Here is a 22,263-nt window from a genome sequence, read left to right as displayed (position 1 = left end):
TCTGCCGTACACCGGAGAACGCCATGGAACAGAAACGCCCATCCATTCCGATGCAGGTACAGGCGTTCCGCCGTCGGCGCTGGAGGCTCAGCTGGCCCTGGGTGTTGGCCGCCGTGCTGGTAGCGCTGCTGCTGATCTGGCTCGTGTCCCGCTATTCTGGCAAGTCCACTCCCCAGACTTCAACGCCGGTCAGCGTGACGCAGGTGGCCGGGCCTCCGTGGCAGATGGGAAATCCGGAAGGGCGTTTCACGCTGACGCTCTACGCGGACCTCGAATGCCCGTTCTGCCGATCCTATTTCCCAGTGCTCAAGCGTTGGGTGGCCGGCAACGCGGACGTGGCCTTGCAATGGCACCACCTCCCGTTGGCCGCGCATGAGCCGGCCGCGTCTGCCGAAGCGAGCCTGGCGGAGTGCGCCGGCGAATCTGGCGGCCATGCCGCCTTCTGGCAGGCTGTCGAGTGGGTCTATGCCCACACGCGCAGCGACGGCCAGGGCTTGCCCGAGGACCTGCGGTACCCCGACCTTACGCCAGCCATCGAGCAGTGTCTGGCGAGCGAACGGCCCGAGGCGCCGATCCGCACCCAGACGGCGGAAGCCACGAGCAGCGGCGTGACCGCCACGCCGTCGCTGCGGCTGCACGATCGCGAAACCGGCAAGGCGATCCTACTGCAGGGTCCGATCGAGGGCGATGCCTTGCTGTCGGCCATGGACATGCTCGCGGCCGGCGATCCCGCCGCCACACCTACTACATCGGAAATGCCTGCCGACGTCGTCGGCGACATGCCCAGGTAGCCCCGGTCTTCAAGGCTACGGCGCAGTCCACTGCGCTGACCGAAACCCGTTCGCCTCGCATCCTGGCCGCGAACGATCACCGCTGCCGCGGTGATGGATGCACCTTGTTCGTTCCCCAGGAGGGCTTGCCCTCCCAGGGCGCGCGCCCTCCGATCTCACCGTCTGGAGGTTCGCCATGTCTTTCGTCGTCAATGACTCCTGCCTGGAGTCGCTTTCCGCCATCGCTGCCCAACACGAGGACTGGATCATCCAGCAAGCCATTGCACTGCTGGAGAAGCGGGTTTTCAAAGCGGGTGCGAAACTCCTCGACCCCACGGCCGTGCGCGACTACCTGCGCGTGAAGCTGGTCGCCGAGCCCAATGAGATATTCGCCGCGGTGTTCCTGGACAGCATGCACCAGGTGCTGGCCTACGAGCCGTTGTTCAGGGGCACGATCAACTCGACTTCGGTCTATCCGCGTGTCGTCGTGCAGCGTGTGCTGGAGTTGAAGGCCGCCGCGGTGGTCTTCGCGCACCAGCACCCCTCGGGCATTTCCGAGCCGTCGAGCGCGGATCGCATGCTGACCCAGCAACTGCAGGCCGCGCTGGCGCTCATCGATGTGCGGGTACTGGACCACATCATCGTCGGCCAGGGTGCCCCGTTCTCCTTTGCGGAGTCCGGCCTGCTGTAAGGGTTGCACTGCTTCGTTGATCAGCGCGGAGGCTTCGGCCTCCGCTTTTTTCTTTGCGGCGACGCAAGCAGGTATGCGGGGTGGCCGCGATGCGCATTGTTTGTTGGGGCCGCCTGGGGTTCGGCGTTTGACTATGGCCCTGATCAACTTCCGGGGCACATGACATGCCAGCAGCTTTTACCCGGTTCGCACCAGGCTGGCGAACCCTTGGCCTGGCCGTGGCGCTGCCGACGTCTCTGGCGGTGTTCAGCCCGGCCACCTTCGCCGCCGACGTGGTGGTCGTCACCGACAGCCGCCACCCGGTCAAGACCATGGGCGGCGAGCGACTGATCGAGTTGGGCGAAACGCCCCGGATCGAGGCCGAGCTTTCCGCGAATCTTCCAGCCGACCCTGAGCGGGCAGCAGCCATCGTCCGGCAACGCCTGAAGCAAGGCGGCACCGATCTTCAGCGCCGCATCGGCACCGCCTACCAGGGCGTCACCGACGCATGGAGTTTGGGTGTCACGACCATCCCGGCCGTCGTGGTGGATCAACGCTTTGTGGTCTATGGCGAGCCGGACGTGGCCCGGGCCGTCGCGCGCATCGAGCAACACCGGAGGACGCAGCCGTGACCCATCGCCCATTCGACCTGCTGCGCCGCCTGCGCGTCGCCGTGGCCTCGCTGCTGCTGATCAGCGCCACGGGCAGCTACGCCTTGAACACCGCCACCATCGTGTCCTCCGTCATGTCGCCGGACTGCCTGGAGTACCGGGTGGTGGGCATCTGCTACTGGCTCTACTGCACCTGGACGGGCTGCACGGTGCGCACATCCACCAAGGTCCGGCACTACGTGCCCGATGCGGTCGTCTCCAGCTACAGCAACACCGGAGAGAACCCCTGGGTCGAGGTGCAGGCGATGAGCACGCCCAACCCATCCGCACAGGCAGGTGGGGATGGGACCACGAACGAAGACCACGACAACAACCTCGCCAAATTCAAGAACAGCGATGTCATCGGCCATCCTGGCGGCGAGGTATTCAACCAGTTCGCATCGTCGTCGGGCTATTTCTGCCAAGGCGCGGGCACGGCCTTCATGCCGTATCTACTCAGCACCCTGGACACGCTGGCTTGGCGCTACAACGTGCCTGAAATGGCCTACCCGGAGGCGTTGATTCCGGGCATGCGCGAGGTCGGTGCGCGCACCACGATGAACCTCTGGGGCAATGTCTATCCGCGCGGCGGCTTCCTGCATCAGACCGATGACTACAAATCCGGGGCCGTCGTGGCCCAGCGCGCCGGTGATGTCGTCACGCGCCGCGGGCAGATCCACGTGTACCAGCCGCTGCTTGCCAACGCCCGCGACGGCTACTGGCCGGCCGGCGCGCTGATGGAGGGTGATGCCTCTACGGGCAAGTGGCAGGAGCTGACGCCGCGCCTGTCCAACACCTGCGTGGTGTTCCCGCACAGCGGCACGCTGACCCAGGCCCAACAAGGCGACTACGCCTGGGCGCTGTGGCGTCCCTATGCGTGCTGCGAACGCCGCGGGCAGGTGTTCCTGGGCAGCGTCGATTTCCTCTGAGGTGCCACGATGAAGCGTCCTGAATCGATGAACCTTTCCGCCAAGGCGTGCCGCCTGCTGCGCCCGAAGGCGCTGGCCGGCCCGCTCGCTCTGGTCTGCGGCCTGGCGTGGGCGCAGGTCGGATACCAGAACAGCGGCCCCGTCCTCGGCGATGACGTCATGTACTCGATCGGCGGTGGCAGTGCGGTGTCCATGGGCCGCGCGGCCGGCATGCGCTCCATCGGGGTCGGCGTGGGGTGGAACAGCAACCTGATCTGCGGCGACATGAGCATCCAGACCACGCTGCGCAATCAGCTCAACGGCATCACGAACGGCTTTCAGCAGATCATGAGCAACGTGATCCAGAGCGCGACCAGCGCGGTTGCATCGCTGCCGGCGCTGATCATTCAGCGCGCCGATCCGGGCCTGTACAACCTGCTGACCAACGGCGTGCTGCAGGCGCGGCTGGACTTCGACCGCTCCAAGCTGACGTGCCGCGCCATGGCGGAGAAGATGGCCGAGACTGCGGGTGGCCAGCTTGGCTGGAGCCAGATGGCCGAAGGCATGGCCTTGCGTGACGCGGTTGGCAGCAACGATGCCGTGTCGGCCGTCGAGCAGGCCGAGACGCGCCGCGGCAACGACGGCCTTCCCTGGGTGGGCGGCAGCAATGCCGGTGGCGCAGGCCAGTCCGCCATCCGCGTGGTCGGCGACGTCACCCGCGCGGGCTACAACCTGGTCAACGGGCGCGGCGTGACGGACACATCCTCCATCGCGTCCACCAGTTGCGCGAGCCTGTCCTGCCAGACCTGGACGTCGCCGCAGCAGGCGACCGAATGGGCCACCCGGGTCCTCGGGGAACAGGTGCAGCGCACGTGCGATTCCTGCACCAAGACCGAGACGGTGCCCGGCGTCGGGCTGACGCCGCTGATCCAGGAGGAGTACGAAGCCAAGCTGGAAGTCTTGCAGGAACTGGTTTCCGGCGTGCGCAACACCACCTTCGAGAACTTGCGCGAGGCCGGCAGCACGTCGCTGCCGATCACGCGCGGCGTCATCGAGGCGCTGCGCGACGAGCCGGACCAGGACCTGCTGGCGCGGCGCCTCGCGTCCGAGGTGGCGCTTTCGTCGGTGCTGGAGAAGGCACTGCTGCTCCAGCGCACGCTGCTCACCGGCAAGAAAGAGCCCAACGTGGCAGCCAACGAGTTGGCAGTCGAGGCCGTGAACCACGAGAGCGACACGCTCGACCGGGAGATCCGCAACCTCAAGACCGAACTTGAACTGCGGCGCGAGCTGGCGAACAACTCGCCGATGGCCATCATCCAGCGCCATGGCACGCGCGCGGCAGGCTCGCGCGGCATCTATGAGGGCGATCCGGTGCCCGACCGCCTCGACCAGTTGCAGAAGGGCAATCCGGGAGGCCGGCCATGAGCGCGGAGCGCATGGCCTGGCGCCCCTTGCGCTGGCTCATCAGCCGGCGTGCGGCGAAAGCACTGCTGTGGGCGGCCGTGATCGTCGCCGCTGCGGTGGGCGCCAACATCGCCGGCATCTATCTCGTTGGCAGCGTGGCCGGCTGGGAGCGGTGGCTCGCGGCCGCATCGGGCTACTTCTTCGTGTGGCGGTTGTTCCTGTACGGGGCGACGGCCTGCGGCTGGGTCTGGATGCGGCGGCGGCTGCTGGCGCGCGAGGACAGCACGCTGGCCCGACGCCGGCTGATTCGCGCTGAGGTCGCCGGCATTGTTGCCATCGTGGCGCTGGAAGCCAGCCTGTTGATGCAGGCCGCTTGAGGGGATCGAGGCCATGACGCTTTTCACGACCGACTACCTGGAGTACTACCTAACCCTCGTGTCCTGGATCGTCAACAACGGCATCTGGGCGGTCCTCGTATCCAGCGGGGTATTCGCGCTGCCTTTCGTCGCCATCATCGTGCAGGAGTGGTTGAAGGCCCGTGCGGAAGGCGCCGACGAGGGCAACAAAGGCGTGCTGAGCGCCGCCCGCATCGAGAACCGGGTCTTCGTCGCCATCGTGGTGGTGATGTTCGCCGGCATTCCGTTCATCGACGTGGACCTGAACACCATCCAGTACGACAGCTCGCGCTCGGCCCAGTGCCAGGTCAGCGTGGCGCAGCCCGGGGATACCGGCTGGTCGCAGTCCTTCAGCACCATCAACAACCAGTCGGCGAAGGTGCCGGTGTGGTGGGCGTTCATGCACGCGCTCTCGCGCGCCGTCACGGGCGCTTCGGTGGCAGCGATCCCGTGCGGCACGGACCTGCGGCAGATGCGCATGGAGATCGACGCTACGCGCATCGATGACCCGGTGCTGGCTCAGGAAGTAGCGGATTTCTCGCGGGATTGCTATGGGCCTGCACGGGCCAAATTGTTCATGCAGCGCCCTCAGCTCGATGAGCAGCAGATGCACGACGTGACCTGGATCGGATCGCGGTTCTTCACCGACACGAACGGCTACTACGACACATACCGTTCCAGCACCCCACGCGAGGACTGGCCCTATGACAGCACCCGCGACGCAGGGCTTGCGCAGGTGGCCAGCGGTGGCGGCTACCCGACCTGCCGCCAGTGGTGGAGCGATGGAAGTAACGGCCTGCGGGCACGCCTGCTGGGTCAGGTGGACCCGAGCCTGTTGAGTCGCCTGGCGGGCTGGGCCGGGTTCCTGAGCCGGGCCGAGGTGGACGACTCGGTGATCCGAGCCATCGCGTCACCGCGGCAGCAGAAGTTGAACCAGGGCAGCGTCTATACGGACTACGGAGGCCAGATCGACAAGACCTTGCCGAACATCGTGACACGGGCCACGGGAGACGTTGGGATGGCCGTCGGCGCGATTGCCGCGTTTCCCGCCATGGACGTCGTGAGACAGTCTCTACCCATGGTCCTCGCCTTGCTCAAGATGGCGCTGGTCATCTGCATCCCGCTCGTGCTGGTCGTGGGCACCTATGACCTGAAGACGGTCGTCACGGTCAGCGTCGTGCAATTCGCGCTGTTCTTCGTGGATTTCTGGTTCCAGCTCGCTCGCTGGATCGACAGCACTATCCTCGATGCGCTCTATGGCTGGGGCTTTGGCTGGAACCGGCCACACACGAACTTCGACCCGCTGGTGGGGCTGAACAATGCGTTCGGCGACATGCTCTTGATGTTCGTCGCGGGCACGATGTTCCTGGTGCTGCCAGGATTCTGGCTGGCAAGCCTGACCTGGGTTGGAATTCGGGCGGGACATGCCATTCAGGGGTTGTCGGACGGCAGCAAGAGCGCCGGCCAAGCCGGGGGCAAGGGGGCTGGGGCACTCACGGGAGGCAAGCTGAAGTAGCCCGGAGTCCGTCAGTCGTCGGTGTACAACTCGTGCGACGTATCGTTGTACAGATTGGGATCGTAGCCCGGTGTCTTGCGCAGTTCTGTGAGATCGGTGAAAGGCCACTCGTCCTCGTCAGATGTATTGGCAGCAGCAGCCCACGCCGCCGCCACGACGCCCAACAACACGAGTGCGAACCAAAAAGCAACGTAGAGCAGCAATCCCACCACAGACAGCTTGACCACCCACACGAGCGCGGTGGCAACGGCCGCCGGCACCCCCTTGGACACCAACCAGTTCGACGCCCGACGTTCGCCGCGCGCGTAGGCGCGCCATCCGCGGCCAAAGGTGCGGCCGAGGCGTTCTGCGGTGCTGATGCGGGTCGTGGTGTTCATGGTCGTCTCCTGCTACAGAGGGATGCCTATTCCAGTTTGGTCCATTTCATTCTGTTTGGGGCTTCAATGTGCTCTCTTGCCGCTTCAGGACGCTTCGTCATCCGGTTCCACCGGCCCGGGATCAGGCTCCACGCCGACGCGATACGTGGCAACGAAGCGCGGCCAGTCCACATGGTCCACCAGGTCGATGTCATCGACAACGCCGACTCTTGCTGCCGCACGCTCGAACAGGGCGATGCTCTTGGCGGGATAGTTGTTGCGCGACGGATAGAGCACCCCGTCGAACAGCGGCTGGCCATCATCGCCGAGCATCGCATGCACCTGGGCGGACACCTGCTGCGTGTGCGTGTAGTCGCGGCTGGCCAACTGTTCCAGGTTCAGGCCGAAGTAACCCGCCATGACACCCTCGGCCGTGAGATCGGCCAAGCGCACGTCGTCCAGGACCCCCACGGCCCGCACGAGCCGGCTCTCGACTTCCTTCAGCGCAATCGAGCGCTTCTCGTCCGCCAGCCACTGGTGCTTGTGAAACACCGACTCCATCAGCGCCGTGGACAGGTCGCGGCCCAGGTAGAGCACGCCGTAGGTCCGCGCCGGGTCGTCGTAGCGATTGGTGCCGCTGCGGCCATAGTACAGCGGGCTGCCCCGATAGACGACGCGGCTCACATGCTGGAGCAGTTCACCCGCATCGATCAAGAACAAGGGCAGTTCGCGGCTCATGGCGGTCTTGCCTCAATGCACCTGGACGCCCAGCACGTTGAACACCGCTTCGGCCACGTCATCGATTGTGCCATGCGTCACCGCATCCACCGGCGAGCGTCCGCCCAAGCCTTCGAGCGGTTCGGATAGTGCGCGGTAGATCGTCCAGTGGTCGATGCCCTCGACCTCTTGAAGCACGGTTTGGGTCAACTGCTGCTTCACCGGGTCGAGCTGCCAGTCGGGCAGCTTCTGGCCGCGCGGCCCCACATTCAGCGCCAGCAGCCGGCGCGCGAGGATGTCCTTGTAGATCTGCTGGCGCGACTTGTCCGCCAGCTTGGCGTACTCGGGGATCGGCAGGTTGTGCGGCTGGTTGAAGGATTCCAGCAACACGGCGCGGCCTCGCTGGACGTCGGTTTCAGTCGGGGTCCAGCGCGTTTCGGTGCGCAGCGCGGCCGCCTTGCGCGCCAGGGCCTGCTCCACCGTTTCGCCTTCGAGGTTGGCTGGCAGTTTTACCGCCTCCACGCGCTCGTGAATGAACGCCTGCAACTCGGCCGCGAAAGCCGGCGCATCCCGGATTTCAACGGTATCCGCGAAACGGCGCACGTCCTCCACGGTGACGCGCGGCAGACGATCGGCAATGAATTCAATGGCGGTGGGCATGGTCATCTCCCAAGCAGGTTTGAGACAGGATTCACTCTAGTCGCCCTTGTCGCATTTGTCAACTTAGTCGCCTGAGCGAGAGCCTACCTGCCGGGGGTAGCGTCCCCGCAGCATAGGCAGGGGCCAGCGCCAGGTCTCCGTCCAATCCATTCGTGCGGGTTCCACATTGACGCTGGAGACGCAACCCAGGCCCGGCTATACCGAAACGGTTAAAGGCCAAAGGGCCGAAACGGCAAGGGAATGGGGTGCAAGGGGAAAGGCCCTACCTCGAAAAGGCGAAAAGGCCTCCCGGCCGGCCCCCCAGAGGACACCCGCATGCTCTCCCTGTTCCAGCGAAAACGGCCCCCGGTCGCTGCCCCGTCGCCAGCGCCCGCCACCGACCTCCCGAAAGGGTTGCTGCGGCCCGAATCGGCCGCATCGCTGCTGGCAACACCGCGCCGGCAGAAGCTGCTGGAACACATCTGGCAGCGCACGTCGCTGTCGCGGCGGCAGTTCGCCACCCTATACCGCACGCCGCTGGAGCACTACGCCGAGTTGGTCCAACAATTCCCCGCATCGGAAAGCCATCACCACGCTTACCCCGGCGGCATGCTGGATCACGGGTTGGAGATCGTCGCCTATGCGCTCAAGCTGCGGCAGTCCCATCTGCTGCCCATTGGCGGCAGTCCCGAAGACCAGGCGGCGCAGTCTGAAGCCTGGACTGCCGCAGTCGCTTATGCCGCGCTGCTGCACGACATCGGCAAGATCGCCGTCGATCTGCACGTCGAACTGTCCGACGGCTCGCTGTGGCACCCCTGGCACGGCCCGCTGCACCAGCCATACCGCTTCCGCTACCGCGACGATCGGGAATATCGGCTCCACAGCGCCGCGACAGGTTTACTCTACCGTCAACTGCTCGACCGTGATGCCCTGGACTGGCTCAGTGGCTATCCCGACCTGTGGGGACCGCTGCTCTACGTCCTGGCCGGCCAGTACGAGCGCGCCGGCGTGCTGGGCGAACTTGTCGTGCAGGCCGACCGGGCTTCGGTGGCCCAGGAACTGGGCGGCGATCCGGCCCGCGCCATGGCTGCACACAAGCATGCGCTGCAGCGCAAGTTGCTCGACGGGCTGCGCTACCTGCTCAAGGAACAGTTGAAGCTGAACCAGCCGGAAGCCTCCGATGGCTGGATCACCGAGGATGCCTTGTGGCTGGTAAGCAAGACGGTCTCGGACAAGCTGCGTGCGCACCTGCTGTCACTAGGCGTCGACGGCATCCCCGCGAGCAACACCGCCGTCTTCAACGTGCTGCAGGATCACGGCATGTTGCAACCGACGCCGGACGGCAAGGCGGTCTGGCGCGCGACCGTGACCAGCACGACTGGCTGGTCCCACTCATTCACCCTGCTGCGTCTCGCTCCCGCGCTGATTTGGGAGTCTGGAGAGCGGCCAGCGCCCTTCGCAGGGGCAGTGGCAATCGACGGGACACCGGCACCCAACAATGCCGATGCCTTGGTGCCCTCGCCGGCAATGACGGCAAAGCCAGCCACCGACGATCAAGAGTCCCTTCCATGGGAGGGCGTCGACGCCGCGACTCCGGTTCACTTGCCTGCCGCACAAGCCGCACCCGATGTCATGGAGGACCTGCTGGCGATGGTAGGAATCGGCGATTTGCTTGTTCCCCAACAGGATGCGGAAGCCGTCTCGGGCGACGCACCCGCCGCTGGCCCTCAAACGCCACCGCCAACCTCGATGGTGCCCGTGCCGTCATCAGCGCCGGTGCCCACGTCCTCGTCGGCGCAGCCATCGGGCGAGCACTTCATGGCGTGGCTGAAACAAGGTATCGCTACCCGCCGGCTGGTCATCAACGACGCGAAGGCGCTCGTGCATACGGTGGGCGACACGGCCTACCTGGTCAGCCCCGGGGTATTCCAACGCTACGCACAAGAACACCCCCAGGTCGGGACTCTCGCCAAGCAGGAGAACCAGCAGGATTGGCAATGGGTACAAAAGCGCTTCGAGCGCCTGCAACTGCATCGCAAAAAGCCCAGGGGCCTGAACATCTGGACGTGCGATGTCACAGGCCCCAGGAAGTCCCGCCGCCTGTATGGCTATCTATTGCACGATGTTCGGCTCCTGTTCGCAGAGCCACCACCGAACAATCCTTACTTGTCACTTCTCGCGTAACCGGCGGCTCAAGAGCCGTCCAAAAATGCGACGCGGCGGACCAATCCGCAACGGCGCGAATCAGAACGTCGATATCGCTTGACCTCAAGTTTTGAGGCTTTGTAATGCCGCCGAGGTCGGTTTGCGCGCGCGTTCTGCGACGAGACGAGAAGCCGACAACCAACGGGATTCGATCTCTGCCGCATCTGTCGCTCATGGTCTTGCGCTGCCAAGAAAGCAGCGTCAGGGGACAGCGTGCAGCGCGATCGCGCTCGCTTCATTCGCTTTACGACCTGACCACGGAACCTGTTCAGATGACGACTTCCAGCTCCGACCCTCGCGGCGTGCGCCTGCTTTGGATACTGATCTCCCTCAGCGCGATGGCGCTCGCAGGTTGTAAAGAGAACGCCGGAGCTGGCGCCGGAGGCCATCCACCGCCGCCGCAAGTCAGCGTCGCGCAGGTCGAGATCAAGCCCATCACGTAATGGGACGAATACAACGGACGCATCGAAGCCATCGAGAGCGTCGAGCTGCGCCCACGGGTGTCTGGCTACGTCGAGCGGGTCGCCTATCGCGAAGGAGACGAGGTCAAGAAGGGCGATGTGCTCTTCATGATCGATGCCCGAAGCTACCGCGCGGAACTGGCCCGGGCCCAGGCGCAATTGACCCGGGCGCGCAGCGAAGCCGGCCGCAGCAGAAGCGAGGCGCAACGTGCCAAGGTGCTGGTCGAGCAGCAGGCTGTCTCCACCGAGGCCTGGGAGCAGCGCCGCGCCGCTGACGAGTCCGCGCAGGCTGAGGTGCAGGCCGCGCAGGCTGCGGTGGAGACGGCGCAGTTGAACCTGGAGAGGACCCAAGTGCGCTCGCCCATCAACGGGCGCGCCAGCCGTGCCCGCTTTACCGCAGGCAACCTGGTGGCCGCCAGCGATGCAGCCAGTGTGCTAACCACCATCGTGTTCCAGGACAGGGTCTATACCTACTTTGAGGCCGATGAGAAGGCGTTCCTGCGCTACTCGCGCATGGCGCGCAAGGGAGAGCGCCCCAGCGAGCGAGGCGGCCAGCTGCCGGTCCAGATCGCCCTGGCGGACAAGGCGGACTTCTCTCACACCGGCACGGTGGACTTCCTCGACAACCAGGTGGACCGGGGCAGCGGCACGATCGCCGTGCGCGCGGTGCTGGACAACAAGGATCGCGTTTTCACGCCGGGCCTCTATACCCGCGTGCGACTGGTCGGCAGCGGCGAATTCTCGGCCGTGTTGATCGACGACAAGGCGGTGCTGACCGACCACGACCGTAACTACGTCTACATCGTAGACAAGGATGGACTGGCGCAGCGACGTGATGTGAAACTGGGTGGCAGTTCCCATTGGCTGCGCATCGTGCGAGGGGGGCTGGCGGCGGGCGACCGCGTGATCGTCAACGGCGCGCAGAAGGTGTTCTTGCCGGGCATGCCTGTGCAGGCCACGGCGGTGCCCATGGTGGCTGCTGCGGCGCCCGCGTCCGCCACCAAATGAAGCACCACGCCGGAGCGCGCCACCGATCGGACGTATCACACAACGAGCGGCGCGGCGCGCTTCCCCCTGGACTCCTTTCAAGGTATTAGCCCATGCACCTCTCCAAGTTCTTCATGGACAGGCCGATCTTCGCGGCTGTGCTGTCGATCGTCATCTTCGTCTCGGGCCTGCTCGCGATCCCGGCGCTGCCGATCAGCGAATATCCCAAGGTCGTGGTGCGCGCCGTGTATCCGGGCGCCAACCCCAAGGTGATTGCCGAGACCGTGGCGACACCCCTGGAGGAGCAGATCAACGGCGTCGAAGGCATGATGTACATCAAGTCTGTCGCCGGCTCCGACGGCGTGCTGGTGACCACGGTCACCTTCCGTTCTGGCATCAACGCCGATGACGCGACGGTGCGGGTACAAAACCGCGTCGCCCAGGCTCAGGCCCGGCTGCCCGCGATGTGGTGCGCCAGGGCATCACCGTCCAAAAGCAGTCCCCCGCCTTCCTGATGGTGGTGCACCTGACATCGCCCGATAAGCAGTACGACACGCTGTACCTTCGCAACTACGCCCGGCTGCACGTCAAGGACAGTTGCACATCGAGCCGCGCAAGACCGACAACGAGTAGTCCTGTCCCAAGCAGTCGGGCGTCCCGGCGCGCCGCCGTCGCGCTGTCGTGCTGCGCATTGAGCCTCGCTGCGCGAGTCTCGCCCCTGTCGGGCTTCCATCGCTGGCGCCTCCGGCCCGGCTCGCTGATCCGTGCCTGCGCGCTCCGCTTGCCGAAAACCGGCGTGCGTGGGTGGCGTGAGGGGGCGGTCTTGCTGTGTCCCTTCGCCGACGACCACGCCGCGCAGGAAGTCACGTTCTATGGTGCGCCGGAATGGCAGCGCAGCCCGTCCAAGCTGCGCGAGCGCCTGACCGAGCGCGAAATCGACGCCGCGCACGCGCTGGTGCGCTTCGTCGGGCTGGACGCCTACCGGCAGGCAGGCGGCGGCATCCGCCGCGACCTGTTCGCGGAAGGCGATGCCGGAACCTACCTCACCGATACCGCAGTGCTGGAAACGCTCGTGCGCGACAAGCTGGCAACGCTGGCCGAGGACGTGCGCGCCGAGGGCTGGGCATGGGTGGAGGCCGTGCCGCATCTGGCCTACGAGGAACGGCAGGCGTTCCAGAACGCCCCGCGCCACCGCCGCGAGCCGACCACCCGCGAGGCCCGCCGCATCGCCTCGCTGGAAACCCGCCTCGAAAAGATCGACGCCGAACTGGAAGAAGCCTGCGACGCCGAGGACGAGGCCAAGGCCGAGAAGCTGGAACAGCGGCGCGATCAGGTGGTCGGAGAACTGCAAGACGCGGAGAATGCCTTGCAAGGCTACGCCCCCGAAGTGCGCGAGGTGGCCGGTGCCATCGTCACCATCGACCGCAACGGCGAGGCTGTTATTCATCGCGGCCTGCTGCGCGAAGCCGAGGCCAAGGCGCTGCGCACGCTGGAAAAGCTGCGGCGCGGCTTCGGCAGCACCGAAGGCGAAGCCGCCAACGAGGAGCACGAGGACGCCGACGACCCGCCCAAGGCCGCGAGCCTGTCCGACCAGCTGGCGCAGCGGTTGAGCGCCCACCGCACGGCGGCGCTGCAAATCGAAGTGGCCCGGCATCCGCACGTCGCGCTGGCCGCGCTGGTGCATGGCATGGTGCAGAAGGTTTTGCAGGACAGCTACCACGGCCACGACCTGCCGCTGGGCGTGAGCCTGAAAGTGCAAGACCGGCTGGAAGGCATGGCCCCGGACTGGCCGGAGTCGCCCGCCGCTGTGGCGCTGCGCGAACTGCAACAGGTAGCCGGGGAAGCCTTGCCGGAGGACAGCGCCGAACTGTTCGCCGCGCTGCTGGCGAAGTCGCAAGACGAACTGGTGCGGCTGCTGGCCGTGTGCGTGGCTTCCACGGTGGACGTGGTGACGCCCCGTGCCACGCCGCACCAGCCCGGCGCAGAACTGGCGCAGGCCGTGGGCCTCGACATGGCCGCATGGTGGAAGCCGACCGCAGAAGGCTACTTCAAGCACGTTTCCAAGGCCGTGATTCTGGATGCCGTGGGCGCGTTTGCACCGGAATTCGTCACCCGGCTGGCGAAGCTCAAGAAGGCCGACATTGCCAGCGAGGCCGAGCGGCTGGCCGATGGCACCGGCTGGATGCCCGCCATCTTCAAGGCCGAAGGCCCGCAGGAGGCCGCGCAGGAAGAAGGCCCGGAGCAGGACGCCCCGGAGGATACCGAGGCAATGGCGGATGAACCCGCCGAGGCACTGGCCGCTTGACCCGCGCCGAAGGCAAGCGCCCCGGCCTCGACCGGGGCGCTTCGCTTTGTGTGGTGGCGCATCGAGACGAAGGAATAACCGCGATCAGCACCGCGCCCAGGCCGTTCCGCCCTGGGCGCGGTGGACGCGAAATCCGGGTGCGACAGTGGCCGCGCCCGGTGTTCAAGGCCAATAGCCGAATTAAAACGCCGCCGCCTTCGCGCTGGCTCAGGCGGCGGCGTTGAAGGCATCGCTGTAGTGCGCGATGCCTTCCGGCACTGTCCCATGCAGGGCCAGCGCCATGAAATAGCCGGGCGGCACGCCCGGCAGTTGCAAGCCCGCATGGGCCTGGAAGCCAAAGCGCGTGTAGTACGTTGGATCTCCCAGCAGCACGCAGCCTGCGGCCTGCATAGCCCGCAGTTCAGACAGCGCCTGTTCCATCAGGCGCGAACCGATGCCTCGCCCCTGCCTTGGCGGCAGGACGGAGATCGGCCCCAACCCATACCAGCCCTCGGTCTTTCGCCTGTGCTCATGGGTGATCGTTACTGGCGACAGCGCGACGTGACCGACGACGCGCCCATGTTCTTCGGCCACGATGGAAAGCGTCAGTTCGTTGGCGGCACGCAAGGCGCGCACGATGAATTGCTCGGTGTGGCTGGTGTGTGGTGCATCAGCGAAGGCGGCGGTCGTGACCGCTTCGATGGCGGCAATGTCGTCGGCGGTTTCGTGTCGGAGCTGGATGGTCAGGGTGTGCCACATGAGATTCAGACGCCCATCGCCATGACCCAGCCCACCAGCCCGGCTAACAGCACCACGAGCGCCGGCGGCACGCGCCCCACCGTCAGCAGTCCGAACGAGAGCAGCGCCAGCCCAAAATCCGCCTTGCTGTGGATGGCACTCGTCCATACCGGGTCATAGAGGGCGGACACCAGAATACCGACCACGCCGGCGTTGATGCCGGCCATGGCCGTCTGGATGCCCGCGCGGTGGCGCAGCCCTTCCCAGAACGGCAGTGCACCGACCAGCATGAAAAAAGCGGGGAGGAAGATCGTGCCCAGGAGTGCCAGCCCGCCGATCCAGCCATGCAGCGGTCCGTGGGCGACCGCGCCGAGGTAGGCCGAGAAAGTGAACAGCGGCCCCGGCACGGCCTGCGCCGCACCGTAGCCGGCCAGGAAGTCGGCATTGCTCACGACGCCGCTGGGCACCACCGAGGCCTGCAGCAGCGGCAGCACAACGTGTCCACCGCCGAAGACCAGTGCACCGGAGCGGTACACCCCTTCCAGCAGGGCTATCGTGGACGAGTCCGTGGCTGCCGCCCACAGGGGCAGCCCGACGAGCGGTGCGGCAAACAGCAGCAGCGCCACGATGCCCAGCTTGCGCGAGACGGGGTAGCTGTGGGCGTGGCCGCCGCCGGGTTGCGCGATCTTCAATGTCCACCAGCCCAGCAGCCCTGCCACCGCGATGGCGGCAAGCTGTCCCGCGGCCGAGGGCAGGACCATGGTCAGCAGCGCCGCCAGAATGGCCAGCGCGGCGCGCGGCCGGTCCGGGCACAACGACTTGGCCATCCCCCAGACCGCTTGCGCCACGATGGCCACGGCGACGACCTTGAGCCCGTGCACCCAGCCGGACTGGGCCAGCCCCTGGTACTCGGCGATGCCAAAGGCGAACAGGATCAGCGCAATCGCCGATGGCAAGGTGAATCCGGCCCAGGCCGCCAGCAGCCCCAGCCAGCCCGCGCGGCCCAACCCCAGCGCCATACCGACCTGGCTGCTGGCCGGCCCCGGCAGGAACTGGCACAGGGCGACCAGATCGGAGTAGCTGCGGTCATCCAGCCAGCGGCGACGCTCGACGAACTCCGAGCGGAAATAGCCCAGATGCGCGATCGGCCCGCCGAAGGAGGTCAGCCCCAGCTTGAGGAAGGCGCCGAAGACTTCGACGGGTGAGCCGCGCGCGGCAGCGGCCTCATGCTGCAAGGTGTTGGTGGAATCTGTCATTTGTGCATCGCCTCCCCGGTGAACTCCCGGATGCGGTCCTTGGCCAGCGCCAAGCCTTCCTTGCCCTTGGGCGTGATCGTGTAGAGCTTGCGCACGGTGCGCCCTTCACGCTCCTGGCGGGAGACGAGGTAGCCGTCGCGCTCCATCTTGTGCAGCATCGGGTACAGCGTTCCGGGGGAGAGGCGGTAGCCGTGGTGGGCCAGCTCGTCGATCATCCATTGCCCGTAGATCTCCTGCTCGGCTGCGTGGTGCAGCACATGCAGGCGGATCAGCCCCGACAGCAGGTCGTGGTGCTCCATGGCACGTGGAGTAGGTTTCTCTTTCATATCGAATATCGATAACGAAATTCGATAATACCAGCCTCACTTCAGATTGCCTGCCGCTTGTGCGGGAGGTCTCAGACCCTGCGACCCTCCGCATCCACCACGGCTTCGCCGTCTTCCTTGCGGAACGCGCCGCGCTGCGGCTGCGGCAGGATGTCCAGCACGGCCTCTGAGGGCCGGCACAGGCGCGTGCCCAGCGGGGTCACCACGATGGGCCGGTTGATGAGGATGGGGTGCTGGAGCATGAAGCCAATCAACTGCTCGTCACCCCACTTCGGGTCATCGAGGCCCAATTCCGCATAGGGCGTACCCTTCTCACGCAGCACGGCGCGCATTGGCGCGCCCATGTCCGTGATCAGGCGTTGCAGCGTTTCGCGGTCAGGCGGTGTCTTCAGGTATTCGATAACGTTCGGCTCTTCGCCGCTGTTGCGGATCAGAGCCAGCACGTTGCGCGACGTGCCGCAGGTGGGGTTGTGGTAAATGGTGATGTTGCTCATGAGTCGTGTCTTGGTTATCCGCGGGCAGGGTTCGGGCCGCACTCATACCAGCCCTTGCTTTGGTTGACGATCCGAACGACCAGTAGCATGACTGGCACCTCGATCAGCACGCCGACCACGGTGGCCAGCGCGGCGCCGGACTGGAAGCCGAACAGGCTGATGGCGGCGGCTACGGCAAGCTCGAAGAAGTTGCTGGCGCCGATCAGCGCCGAAGGACAAGCGATGCTGTGCTGCTCGCCCGCCTTGCGGTTGAGCCAGTAGGCCAGGCCGGAGTTGAAGAACACCTGGATCAGGATCGGAACGGCCAGCATGGCGATGACCAGTGGCTGGCGGATGATGGCCTCGCCCTGGAAGGCGAACAGCAGCACCAGCGTGAGCAGCAGCGCCGCGATGGACAGCGGCCCGATGCGCTCCAGCGCCCGGTCGAAGGCGGCTTGGCCCTTGCTCAGCAGGGCGCGGCGCCAGAACTGGGCCAGGATGACGGGAATCACGATGTACAGGCCGACCGATACCAGCAGCGTGGCCCACGGCACCGTGATGGACGATAGGCCCAGCAGCAGGCCGACGATGGGCGCGAAGGCGAACACCATGATGGTGTCGTTCAGCGCGACCTGCGACAGCGTGAACACAGGATCGCCCCCGGTCAGCCGGCTCCAGACGAACACCATGGCTGTGCAAGGTGCGGCGGCCAGCAAGATCAGGCCCGCGACATAGCTGTCGAGCTGGTCGGCGGGGAGCCACTGCGCGAAGACCTGGCGGATGAAGATCCACGCCAGCAACGCCATCGAGAATGGTTTGACGGCCCAGTTGATGAACAGCGTCACGCCGATGCCGCGCCAGTGCTGCTTGACCTGGCCGAGAGCGCCGAAGTCCACCTTGAGCAGCATGGGAATGATCATCACCCAGATCAGCAGGCCCACGGGCAGGTTGACCTGAGCCACTTCCGTGCGGCCGATGGCCTGGAACACGCCCGGCGCGAACTGGCCGAGCGCGATACCGGCGACGATGCACAGCAGCACCCACACGCTCAGGTAGCGCTCGAAGACGCTCATGGTGGGGGCGGCCGGCACGCGGCCGGCCGTTTGGGTTCCAACACTCATCGCGCCAACCTCACTTCGTACCAATGCTGCGCAGCTCGTGCTGCAGCGACATGGCATCCAGGCGCTGAATCGGCAGCGACAGGAACAATTCGATGCGTCGGCGCAGCGTCAGCGCCGCATCCGTGAACGCCTTGCGCTTCTGCTCGTCGGTGCCTTCAACGGCTGCAGGATCAGGCACACCCCAATGCGCCGACATCGGGCGCCCCGGCCACACGGGGCAGACCTCGCCGGCGGCGTTGTCGCAGACCGTGAAGATGAAATCCAGCTCCGGCGCACCGGGCGCCGCGAACTCGTCCCAGTTCTTGCTGCGGTAGCCGGCGGTCGGCATGTGCAGCCGCTCCAGCGTGGCGAGCGCCAGTGGGTGGACTTCGCCCTTGGGGTGGCTGCCCGCCGAGTAGGCGCGAAAGCGCCCCTGGCCCAATTCATTGAGGATGCCTTCGGCCAGGATGGAGCGGGCCGAGTTACCCGTGCAGATGAACAGGGCGTTGTAGGTCTTGTCGGTGGTCATGGGTATCTCACATCAGCAGCAGGAGGAAGCCGGCTTCACCGCAACGCCCACCGGCTTGCCGCGCACCGGGGTACAGCACGCTGCGGCGGAAGTCGCTGCAGGCGCCGCTTCGTTAAAGACCGGAATGTTGCCCAGCGTGTGGAAGTGCTCCCAGGCCACGCCCTGCGGATCGGTGATCCAGTGCTTCTCGCTGCGCGCGTAGCAGCAGGTCGTGGTGCCCTCGTCCAGCAGCGTCATGTCGGCCGCCTCGGCGCGGGCCTTCAGCACCGCCAATTCCTCGGCATCGTCGGTCTGGATACCCAGGTGGTCGATGCCCGGCTTGTTGCCACGTGTGGAGATGGCGAAGTTGACCGGCGGGTCTTCGAGCATCCATTTGGCGTAGTCGCCTTCGACGCGCGCGGGCTGCGCGGCGAACAGTTGGGAATAGAAGCCGATGCTGCGGTTCAGGTCATCGACGTGCAGGTGGACGTGAAAGCGCTTCATGGGGGTGATCCTTTCAGCAGGAAGTACAGGCAGAGGAGGATTCGGTGACCTCGCACGCGCCGCCCTGGCAGCAGTGCTCGGTCAGATAGCCGAGCAGCCCATTCATCTGGGTGAAGTCGGCGCGGTAGATCAGGTTGCGGCCCTGCTGCTCGATGGTGACCAGGCCGGCATGGGCCAGTTCTTTCAGGTGGAAGGACAGGGAGTTGCGGGCCACGTCGAGCTGGTCGGCGAGGACGCTGGGTGTCAGCCCTTCGGGGCCGGCGACCACCAGGGCGCGGAACACGCGCAGCCGCTGGGTATGGGCCAGGGCGCCGAGGGCGGAAATGGCTTGGGTCTCGTTCATGATTCGATAATACAACATTTATTGAATCATTGGCAAAACGCTTCAATTGAATGGAGCCTGCGCGCTTGCGAGGCTTGACTTTCAAGACAGTTGCTCACGCCTTCGCGCCTGCGGCGCTGCGCGCTTCGCTTGCCTCCAGGGGAAAGCCCTGCGGGCTATCCCCGCCGCGCGATGCTTGGCGCCCCTCGATGCCGCCGAACCGGCTGCGCCGGATCGGCCCGGCCAGCGCCCCGCCGCGATGGACGGGACGCTGGCGAACACGCTGGCGCTTGCTGCGGCAGGTTGTGCAGGTGCGTGCCGTCCTCAACGCGGTTCAGGGACAACCCGCCCGGCATCGCTATGGAGCTTCCACGCCACGCCTCAAGACCGGCGCTGCAAGGCATGGCGGGGCGTTCTCGCCTGTCGTTGTGGGGTTGACCTGGCCCGCGTCAGCGGGCGAGTCGGAGAAGCCTTCGGGCGGGGTGCAGTGGTCAAGTTTTAGTGGACACCTGCATAGGTAGTTTTGGCGGTTGGCTGCGTTCATATGCAGCCGGCGCCTGATAGCAGTACCTTGATCTTGATCAATAAGACTCTCTGTACCCAGCTACGGGTACATATACCCGCGCAACGAACCAGCAGACCAACTTCCAACTCACCTCAGGGGCTCAGCGCACACAGCCAGGTCTGCGCGCGATCGAGGCGCCGAGCAGGCAGACGTTCGGCACTGACCGCTGAGGCTATCGACGATCGGTGACCGGATCACGACCGAGCAAAGGCCCCCGCGCGCGGTGTGGACGTAGCGATGGGATACACAAGCGCATGATGTCGGCGCCTGCCGCTAGGACTGGGCACGTGGCAGTCACGGAGAAAAAATGTCCCGCTCGCGTAGCAACGTGGCCGGCCGGGTAGATCCCAGAATCAGGCAAAGAGATACGCCAGTTGGCTGGACGGACCGCAGCGCCCTCGGACTACTGCCGCAGATGGGGCAATACCAAGTCAAACCTGGTGACAAGCTCACTGGAGGTCACGGCAACGGAGCCACCATGTGCCTCCGCAATCGATTTCACGATGGCAAGGCCAAGACCGGCGCCCGCCGTATTTCGTTGCCGTGCCGGATCAACTCGGTAGAAGCGGTTGAAGAGCTTTGGTAGATCGCGCTCAGGAATTCTCTCACCGGGATTGACCACACTGATCGTTGTCCACTGCTCGTCCTGCGAAAGCAAGACCGTGATGCTCTTGCCGCGAGGCGTGTGTCGAATTGCATTCGAGAGAAGATTGTTCAGCGCCCGGGTGAGCATTTCCCGATCCGCCGCTATGCTGCCGATCGCCCCTTTAACACCAAGCGTAATGCCGCTATCTTCTGCCAGCGCCTCGAAATAGTCGAACAGACTCCGCACCAATTCGGACAGATCAATGGTAGACAGACGCAAGTTGCGGGGATCATTTTCCGTTTGGGCAAGAAACAGCATGTCACCAATCATGCGTCCCATCCGATCAAACTCTTCCAAATTTGAATAGAGGATTTCTCTGTATTCCTCGTTGCTGCGCGGCTGGCCAAGCGCCACGTGAGTCTGCGTGACCAGGTTGGTGACGGGCGTGCGCAACTCGTGCGCGATGTCTGCGGAAAAGTGTGATAGCCGGGTGAAGCCTTCCTCGATTCTCGCCAACATATCGTTGAAGGCGAATACCAGTTCCGCCAGTTCGATCGGCACATCCCGAGGATCCAGCCTCACATCCAGCTTTGAAGAGCGAATCGCCCGAATCTCTTCATTGACCTTGCGAATCGGCAGGTGGCCCCACTGCACCGCCAGCCAAGCCACACCGAGCGCCAGGCACATGACCAAGCCGGTTGCCCACCAGAGCATGCGCTTGAACTCCGCCAGGAAGTCGAGATGAAAGCCGATGTCCATGGCAGCGACGATGCGGTAGCCGGGCGCCGCTGAATCGTCAGCAGGCAGTTGCAGCACCACACCTCGATATGACCTCTGATCCTCCTGCCACACCATCAAATCGTCAGCGGTGATGCGGTTGACCAACTTTTTGCTACTGGCAAGTTTAGACAGGTCAGGACCGGGCGTGGCATAGATGCTATTGCCAGCCCCATCGTAGACGCCGTACGTCATCCCATGATGTCCTGCGACTGCGTTGGCCAAGTGTTGCTTCAGTTCGTCGCTTGCGATGTCACTTGCAAGCTGGTGCAAGGGCTGAGCCAAAGCGGTTGTCACTGCCTCCAGTTCGTGGGCATCCTGTTGAGCAAAGTGGTGCTCCAACGACCGGAGAATGACCCAATTGAACACAAGAAACACCAAGGTCGTGGCGATACCAACGAGGGCCGTGACCCTCAATGCAAGCGACGCTGGACGGCTTTGCCGCGGCTTATGGCGCAGGGGCATCATCGGGCGCATCGAGCGTGTATCCCATTCCACGCACGGTGTGGATGAGCTTCGGATTGAACGCATCGTCTATCTTCGCGCGTAGACGGCGGATGGCTACATCGATGACGTTGCTGTCGCTGTCGAAATTCATGTCCCATACCTGCGACGCGATCAGAGACCGTGGAAGGACCTCCCCCTGGCGACGGGCCAGGAGCTCAAGCAACGCGAACTCCTTGCTGGTGAGATTGATGCGTTGGCCAGCGCGCGTTGCGCGCCGGCGCGCCAAGTCCAGCACCAAATCGGCAACCTGGATGCGATCAGGCTGGCTCGGAGCGCTTCCGCGTCGCAGCAGCGTCCGCACCCGCGCCAGCAACTCAGAGAACGCGAATGGCTTGACGAGGTAGTCGTCCGCTCCCAGTTCCAATCCCTTGACACGGTCGTCTACACCGCCACGCGCCGTCAGAAAGAGCACAGGGACCTGTTTACCGGCATCTCGAAGGGCACGCACGATGCGCCAGCCATCGACATCCGGCAGCATGACATCCAAGACCACCAGATCGTATGTCTCGCCCATGGCCAGGTGGTGTCCGTCCAATCCGTTGCGCGCCAGATCCACGACGAATCCCGCCTCCATGAGACCTTGGCGGACGTAATCCGCCGTCTTGTTCTCGTCTTCAACGACCAGCAGTTTCATCGCAT

General features: G+C 65.1%; 21 protein-coding genes and 3 pseudogenes. 11 read left to right on the top strand and 13 right to left on the bottom strand.

What is annotated here, in order from left to right; genetic code table 11:
- Positions 1-23 precede the first annotated feature (23 nt).
- The 7 genes from N7590_RS00185 (at position 24) to N7590_RS00155 (ending at position 6,313) form a co-directional block, all read left to right on the top strand.
- Positions 24-791 (top strand): thioredoxin domain-containing protein, encoded by a 768-nt coding sequence (locus N7590_RS00185; protein ID WP_003090202.1) that lies wholly within the window; start codon positions 24-26, stop codon positions 789-791.
- Positions 792-966: 175 nt separating this feature from the next.
- Positions 967-1,461 carry a JAB domain-containing protein gene (locus N7590_RS00180; RefSeq protein ID WP_003090203.1) on the top strand — a complete coding sequence of 165 codons (495 nt, stop codon included), beginning with the start codon at positions 967-969 and terminating at the stop codon, positions 1,459-1,461.
- A 164-nt stretch (positions 1,462-1,625) separates the two neighbouring features.
- On the top strand, positions 1,626-2,072 hold the full coding sequence (locus N7590_RS00175; RefSeq protein WP_003109772.1) for a TIGR03757 family integrating conjugative element protein: 447 nt from the start codon (positions 1,626-1,628) through the stop codon (positions 2,070-2,072).
- Positions 2,069-3,019 carry a TIGR03756 family integrating conjugative element protein gene (locus N7590_RS00170; protein WP_003109771.1) on the top strand — a complete coding sequence of 317 codons (951 nt, stop codon included), beginning with the start codon at positions 2,069-2,071 and terminating at the stop codon, positions 3,017-3,019. Before N7590_RS00175 ends, N7590_RS00170 begins: the two co-directional genes overlap by 4 nt.
- Before the next feature lie 9 nt (positions 3,020-3,028).
- Positions 3,029-4,423: an integrating conjugative element protein gene (locus tag N7590_RS00165; protein WP_003109770.1), complete on the top strand. Its 1,395-nt coding sequence runs from the start codon at positions 3,029-3,031 to the stop codon at positions 4,421-4,423.
- The gene (locus N7590_RS00160) at positions 4,420-4,779 is read left to right on the top strand and encodes a hypothetical protein (RefSeq protein WP_003090212.1); all 360 of its coding nucleotides are present in this window, start codon (positions 4,420-4,422) and stop codon (positions 4,777-4,779) included. Before N7590_RS00165 ends, N7590_RS00160 begins: the two co-directional genes overlap by 4 nt.
- Before the next feature lie 13 nt (positions 4,780-4,792).
- Complete coding sequence (locus N7590_RS00155) at positions 4,793-6,313, top strand: conjugal transfer protein TraG N-terminal domain-containing protein (protein WP_003090214.1); 1,521 nt, start codon at positions 4,793-4,795, stop codon at positions 6,311-6,313.
- Between the two features lie 11 nt (positions 6,314-6,324).
- Here the strand turns inward: N7590_RS00155 and N7590_RS00150 are convergent, their stop codons facing one another.
- The 3 genes from N7590_RS00150 to N7590_RS00140 all read right to left on the bottom strand — a co-directional run bounded on the left by N7590_RS00150 (position 6,325) and on the right by N7590_RS00140 (position 8,046).
- Positions 6,325-6,690, bottom strand: a complete 366-nt coding sequence (locus N7590_RS00150) for a DUF3742 family protein (protein WP_003090216.1) — start codon at positions 6,688-6,690, stop codon at positions 6,325-6,327.
- Between the two features lie 84 nt (positions 6,691-6,774).
- Positions 6,775-7,407 (bottom strand): RES family NAD+ phosphorylase, encoded by a 633-nt coding sequence (locus N7590_RS00145; protein WP_003090219.1) that lies wholly within the window; start codon positions 7,405-7,407, stop codon positions 6,775-6,777.
- Positions 7,408-7,419: 12 nt separating this feature from the next.
- A complete protein-coding gene (locus N7590_RS00140) occupies positions 7,420-8,046 on the bottom strand; it encodes a hypothetical protein (RefSeq protein ID WP_003109769.1) in 627 nt (208 codons plus the stop codon).
- 315 nt (positions 8,047-8,361) lie between these two features.
- Between N7590_RS00140 and mobH the strand changes: the two genes are divergently transcribed.
- From mobH to N7590_RS00120, 4 genes and pseudogenes are all read left to right on the top strand, one after another.
- Positions 8,362-10,209, top strand: a complete 1,848-nt coding sequence (gene mobH / locus N7590_RS00135) for a MobH family relaxase (RefSeq protein ID WP_003109768.1) — start codon at positions 8,362-8,364, stop codon at positions 10,207-10,209.
- A gap of 293 nt (positions 10,210-10,502) precedes the next feature.
- Positions 10,503-11,699: pseudogene (locus N7590_RS00130) on the top strand (efflux RND transporter periplasmic adaptor subunit).
- A 92-nt stretch (positions 11,700-11,791) separates the two neighbouring features.
- Positions 11,792-12,237 (top strand): annotated as a pseudogene (locus tag N7590_RS00125) (efflux RND transporter permease subunit); the annotation flags it as partial.
- Between the two features lie 282 nt (positions 12,238-12,519).
- A pseudogene (locus N7590_RS00120) lies at positions 12,520-13,983 on the top strand (chromosome partitioning protein ParB); the annotation flags it as partial.
- Positions 13,984-14,190: 207 nt separating this feature from the next.
- On the opposite strand, the gene N7590_RS00115 reads toward N7590_RS00120, so the two are convergent.
- The 10 genes from N7590_RS00115 to N7590_RS00070 all read right to left on the bottom strand — a co-directional run bounded on the left by N7590_RS00115 (position 14,191) and on the right by N7590_RS00070 (position 22,258).
- Positions 14,191-14,721, bottom strand: a complete 531-nt coding sequence (locus N7590_RS00115) for an N-acetyltransferase (protein WP_003107230.1) — start codon at positions 14,719-14,721, stop codon at positions 14,191-14,193.
- A gap of 5 nt (positions 14,722-14,726) precedes the next feature.
- A complete protein-coding gene (chrA, locus tag N7590_RS00110) occupies positions 14,727-15,956 on the bottom strand; it encodes a chromate efflux transporter (RefSeq protein WP_003107233.1) in 1,230 nt (409 codons plus the stop codon).
- Positions 15,953-16,255, bottom strand: coding sequence for a PadR family transcriptional regulator (locus N7590_RS00105; RefSeq protein WP_003107234.1), 303 nt, complete (start codon positions 16,253-16,255; stop codon positions 15,953-15,955). The genes chrA and N7590_RS00105 overlap by 4 nt, the downstream gene beginning before the upstream one ends.
- Before the next feature lie 98 nt (positions 16,256-16,353).
- Positions 16,354-16,776 (bottom strand): arsenate reductase (glutaredoxin), encoded by a 423-nt coding sequence (gene arsC / locus N7590_RS00100; protein WP_003107236.1) that lies wholly within the window; start codon positions 16,774-16,776, stop codon positions 16,354-16,356.
- Positions 16,777-16,790: 14 nt separating this feature from the next.
- Complete coding sequence (gene arsB / locus N7590_RS00095; protein WP_003109696.1) at positions 16,791-17,876, bottom strand: ACR3 family arsenite efflux transporter; 1,086 nt, start codon at positions 17,874-17,876, stop codon at positions 16,791-16,793.
- A gap of 10 nt (positions 17,877-17,886) precedes the next feature.
- Complete coding sequence (locus tag N7590_RS00090; protein WP_003107241.1) at positions 17,887-18,384, bottom strand: arsenate reductase ArsC; 498 nt, start codon at positions 18,382-18,384, stop codon at positions 17,887-17,889.
- 12 nt (positions 18,385-18,396) lie between these two features.
- Positions 18,397-18,867 (bottom strand): ArsI/CadI family heavy metal resistance metalloenzyme, encoded by a 471-nt coding sequence (locus N7590_RS00085; protein WP_003107243.1) that lies wholly within the window; start codon positions 18,865-18,867, stop codon positions 18,397-18,399.
- A 13-nt stretch (positions 18,868-18,880) separates the two neighbouring features.
- A complete protein-coding gene (locus N7590_RS00080; protein ID WP_003116799.1) occupies positions 18,881-19,210 on the bottom strand; it encodes a helix-turn-helix domain-containing protein in 330 nt (109 codons plus the stop codon).
- 947 nt (positions 19,211-20,157) lie between these two features.
- The gene (locus tag N7590_RS00075) at positions 20,158-21,594 is read right to left on the bottom strand and encodes a Cu(+)/Ag(+) sensor histidine kinase (RefSeq protein ID WP_279934951.1); all 1,437 of its coding nucleotides are present in this window, start codon (positions 21,592-21,594) and stop codon (positions 20,158-20,160) included.
- Positions 21,566-22,258 (bottom strand): heavy metal response regulator transcription factor, encoded by a 693-nt coding sequence (locus N7590_RS00070; RefSeq protein WP_003097513.1) that lies wholly within the window; start codon positions 22,256-22,258, stop codon positions 21,566-21,568. The genes N7590_RS00075 and N7590_RS00070 overlap by 29 nt, the downstream gene beginning before the upstream one ends.
- Between the last annotated feature and the right edge of the window lie 5 nt (positions 22,259-22,263).

It is taken from the genome of Stenotrophomonas sp. GD04024 (assembly GCF_029837545.1).
Classification (GTDB): domain Bacteria; phylum Pseudomonadota; class Gammaproteobacteria; order Xanthomonadales; family Xanthomonadaceae; genus Stenotrophomonas; species Stenotrophomonas forensis.
Note: the sequence above shows the minus strand (reverse complement) of the source record. Positions and strands in the feature narration are given on the sequence as shown.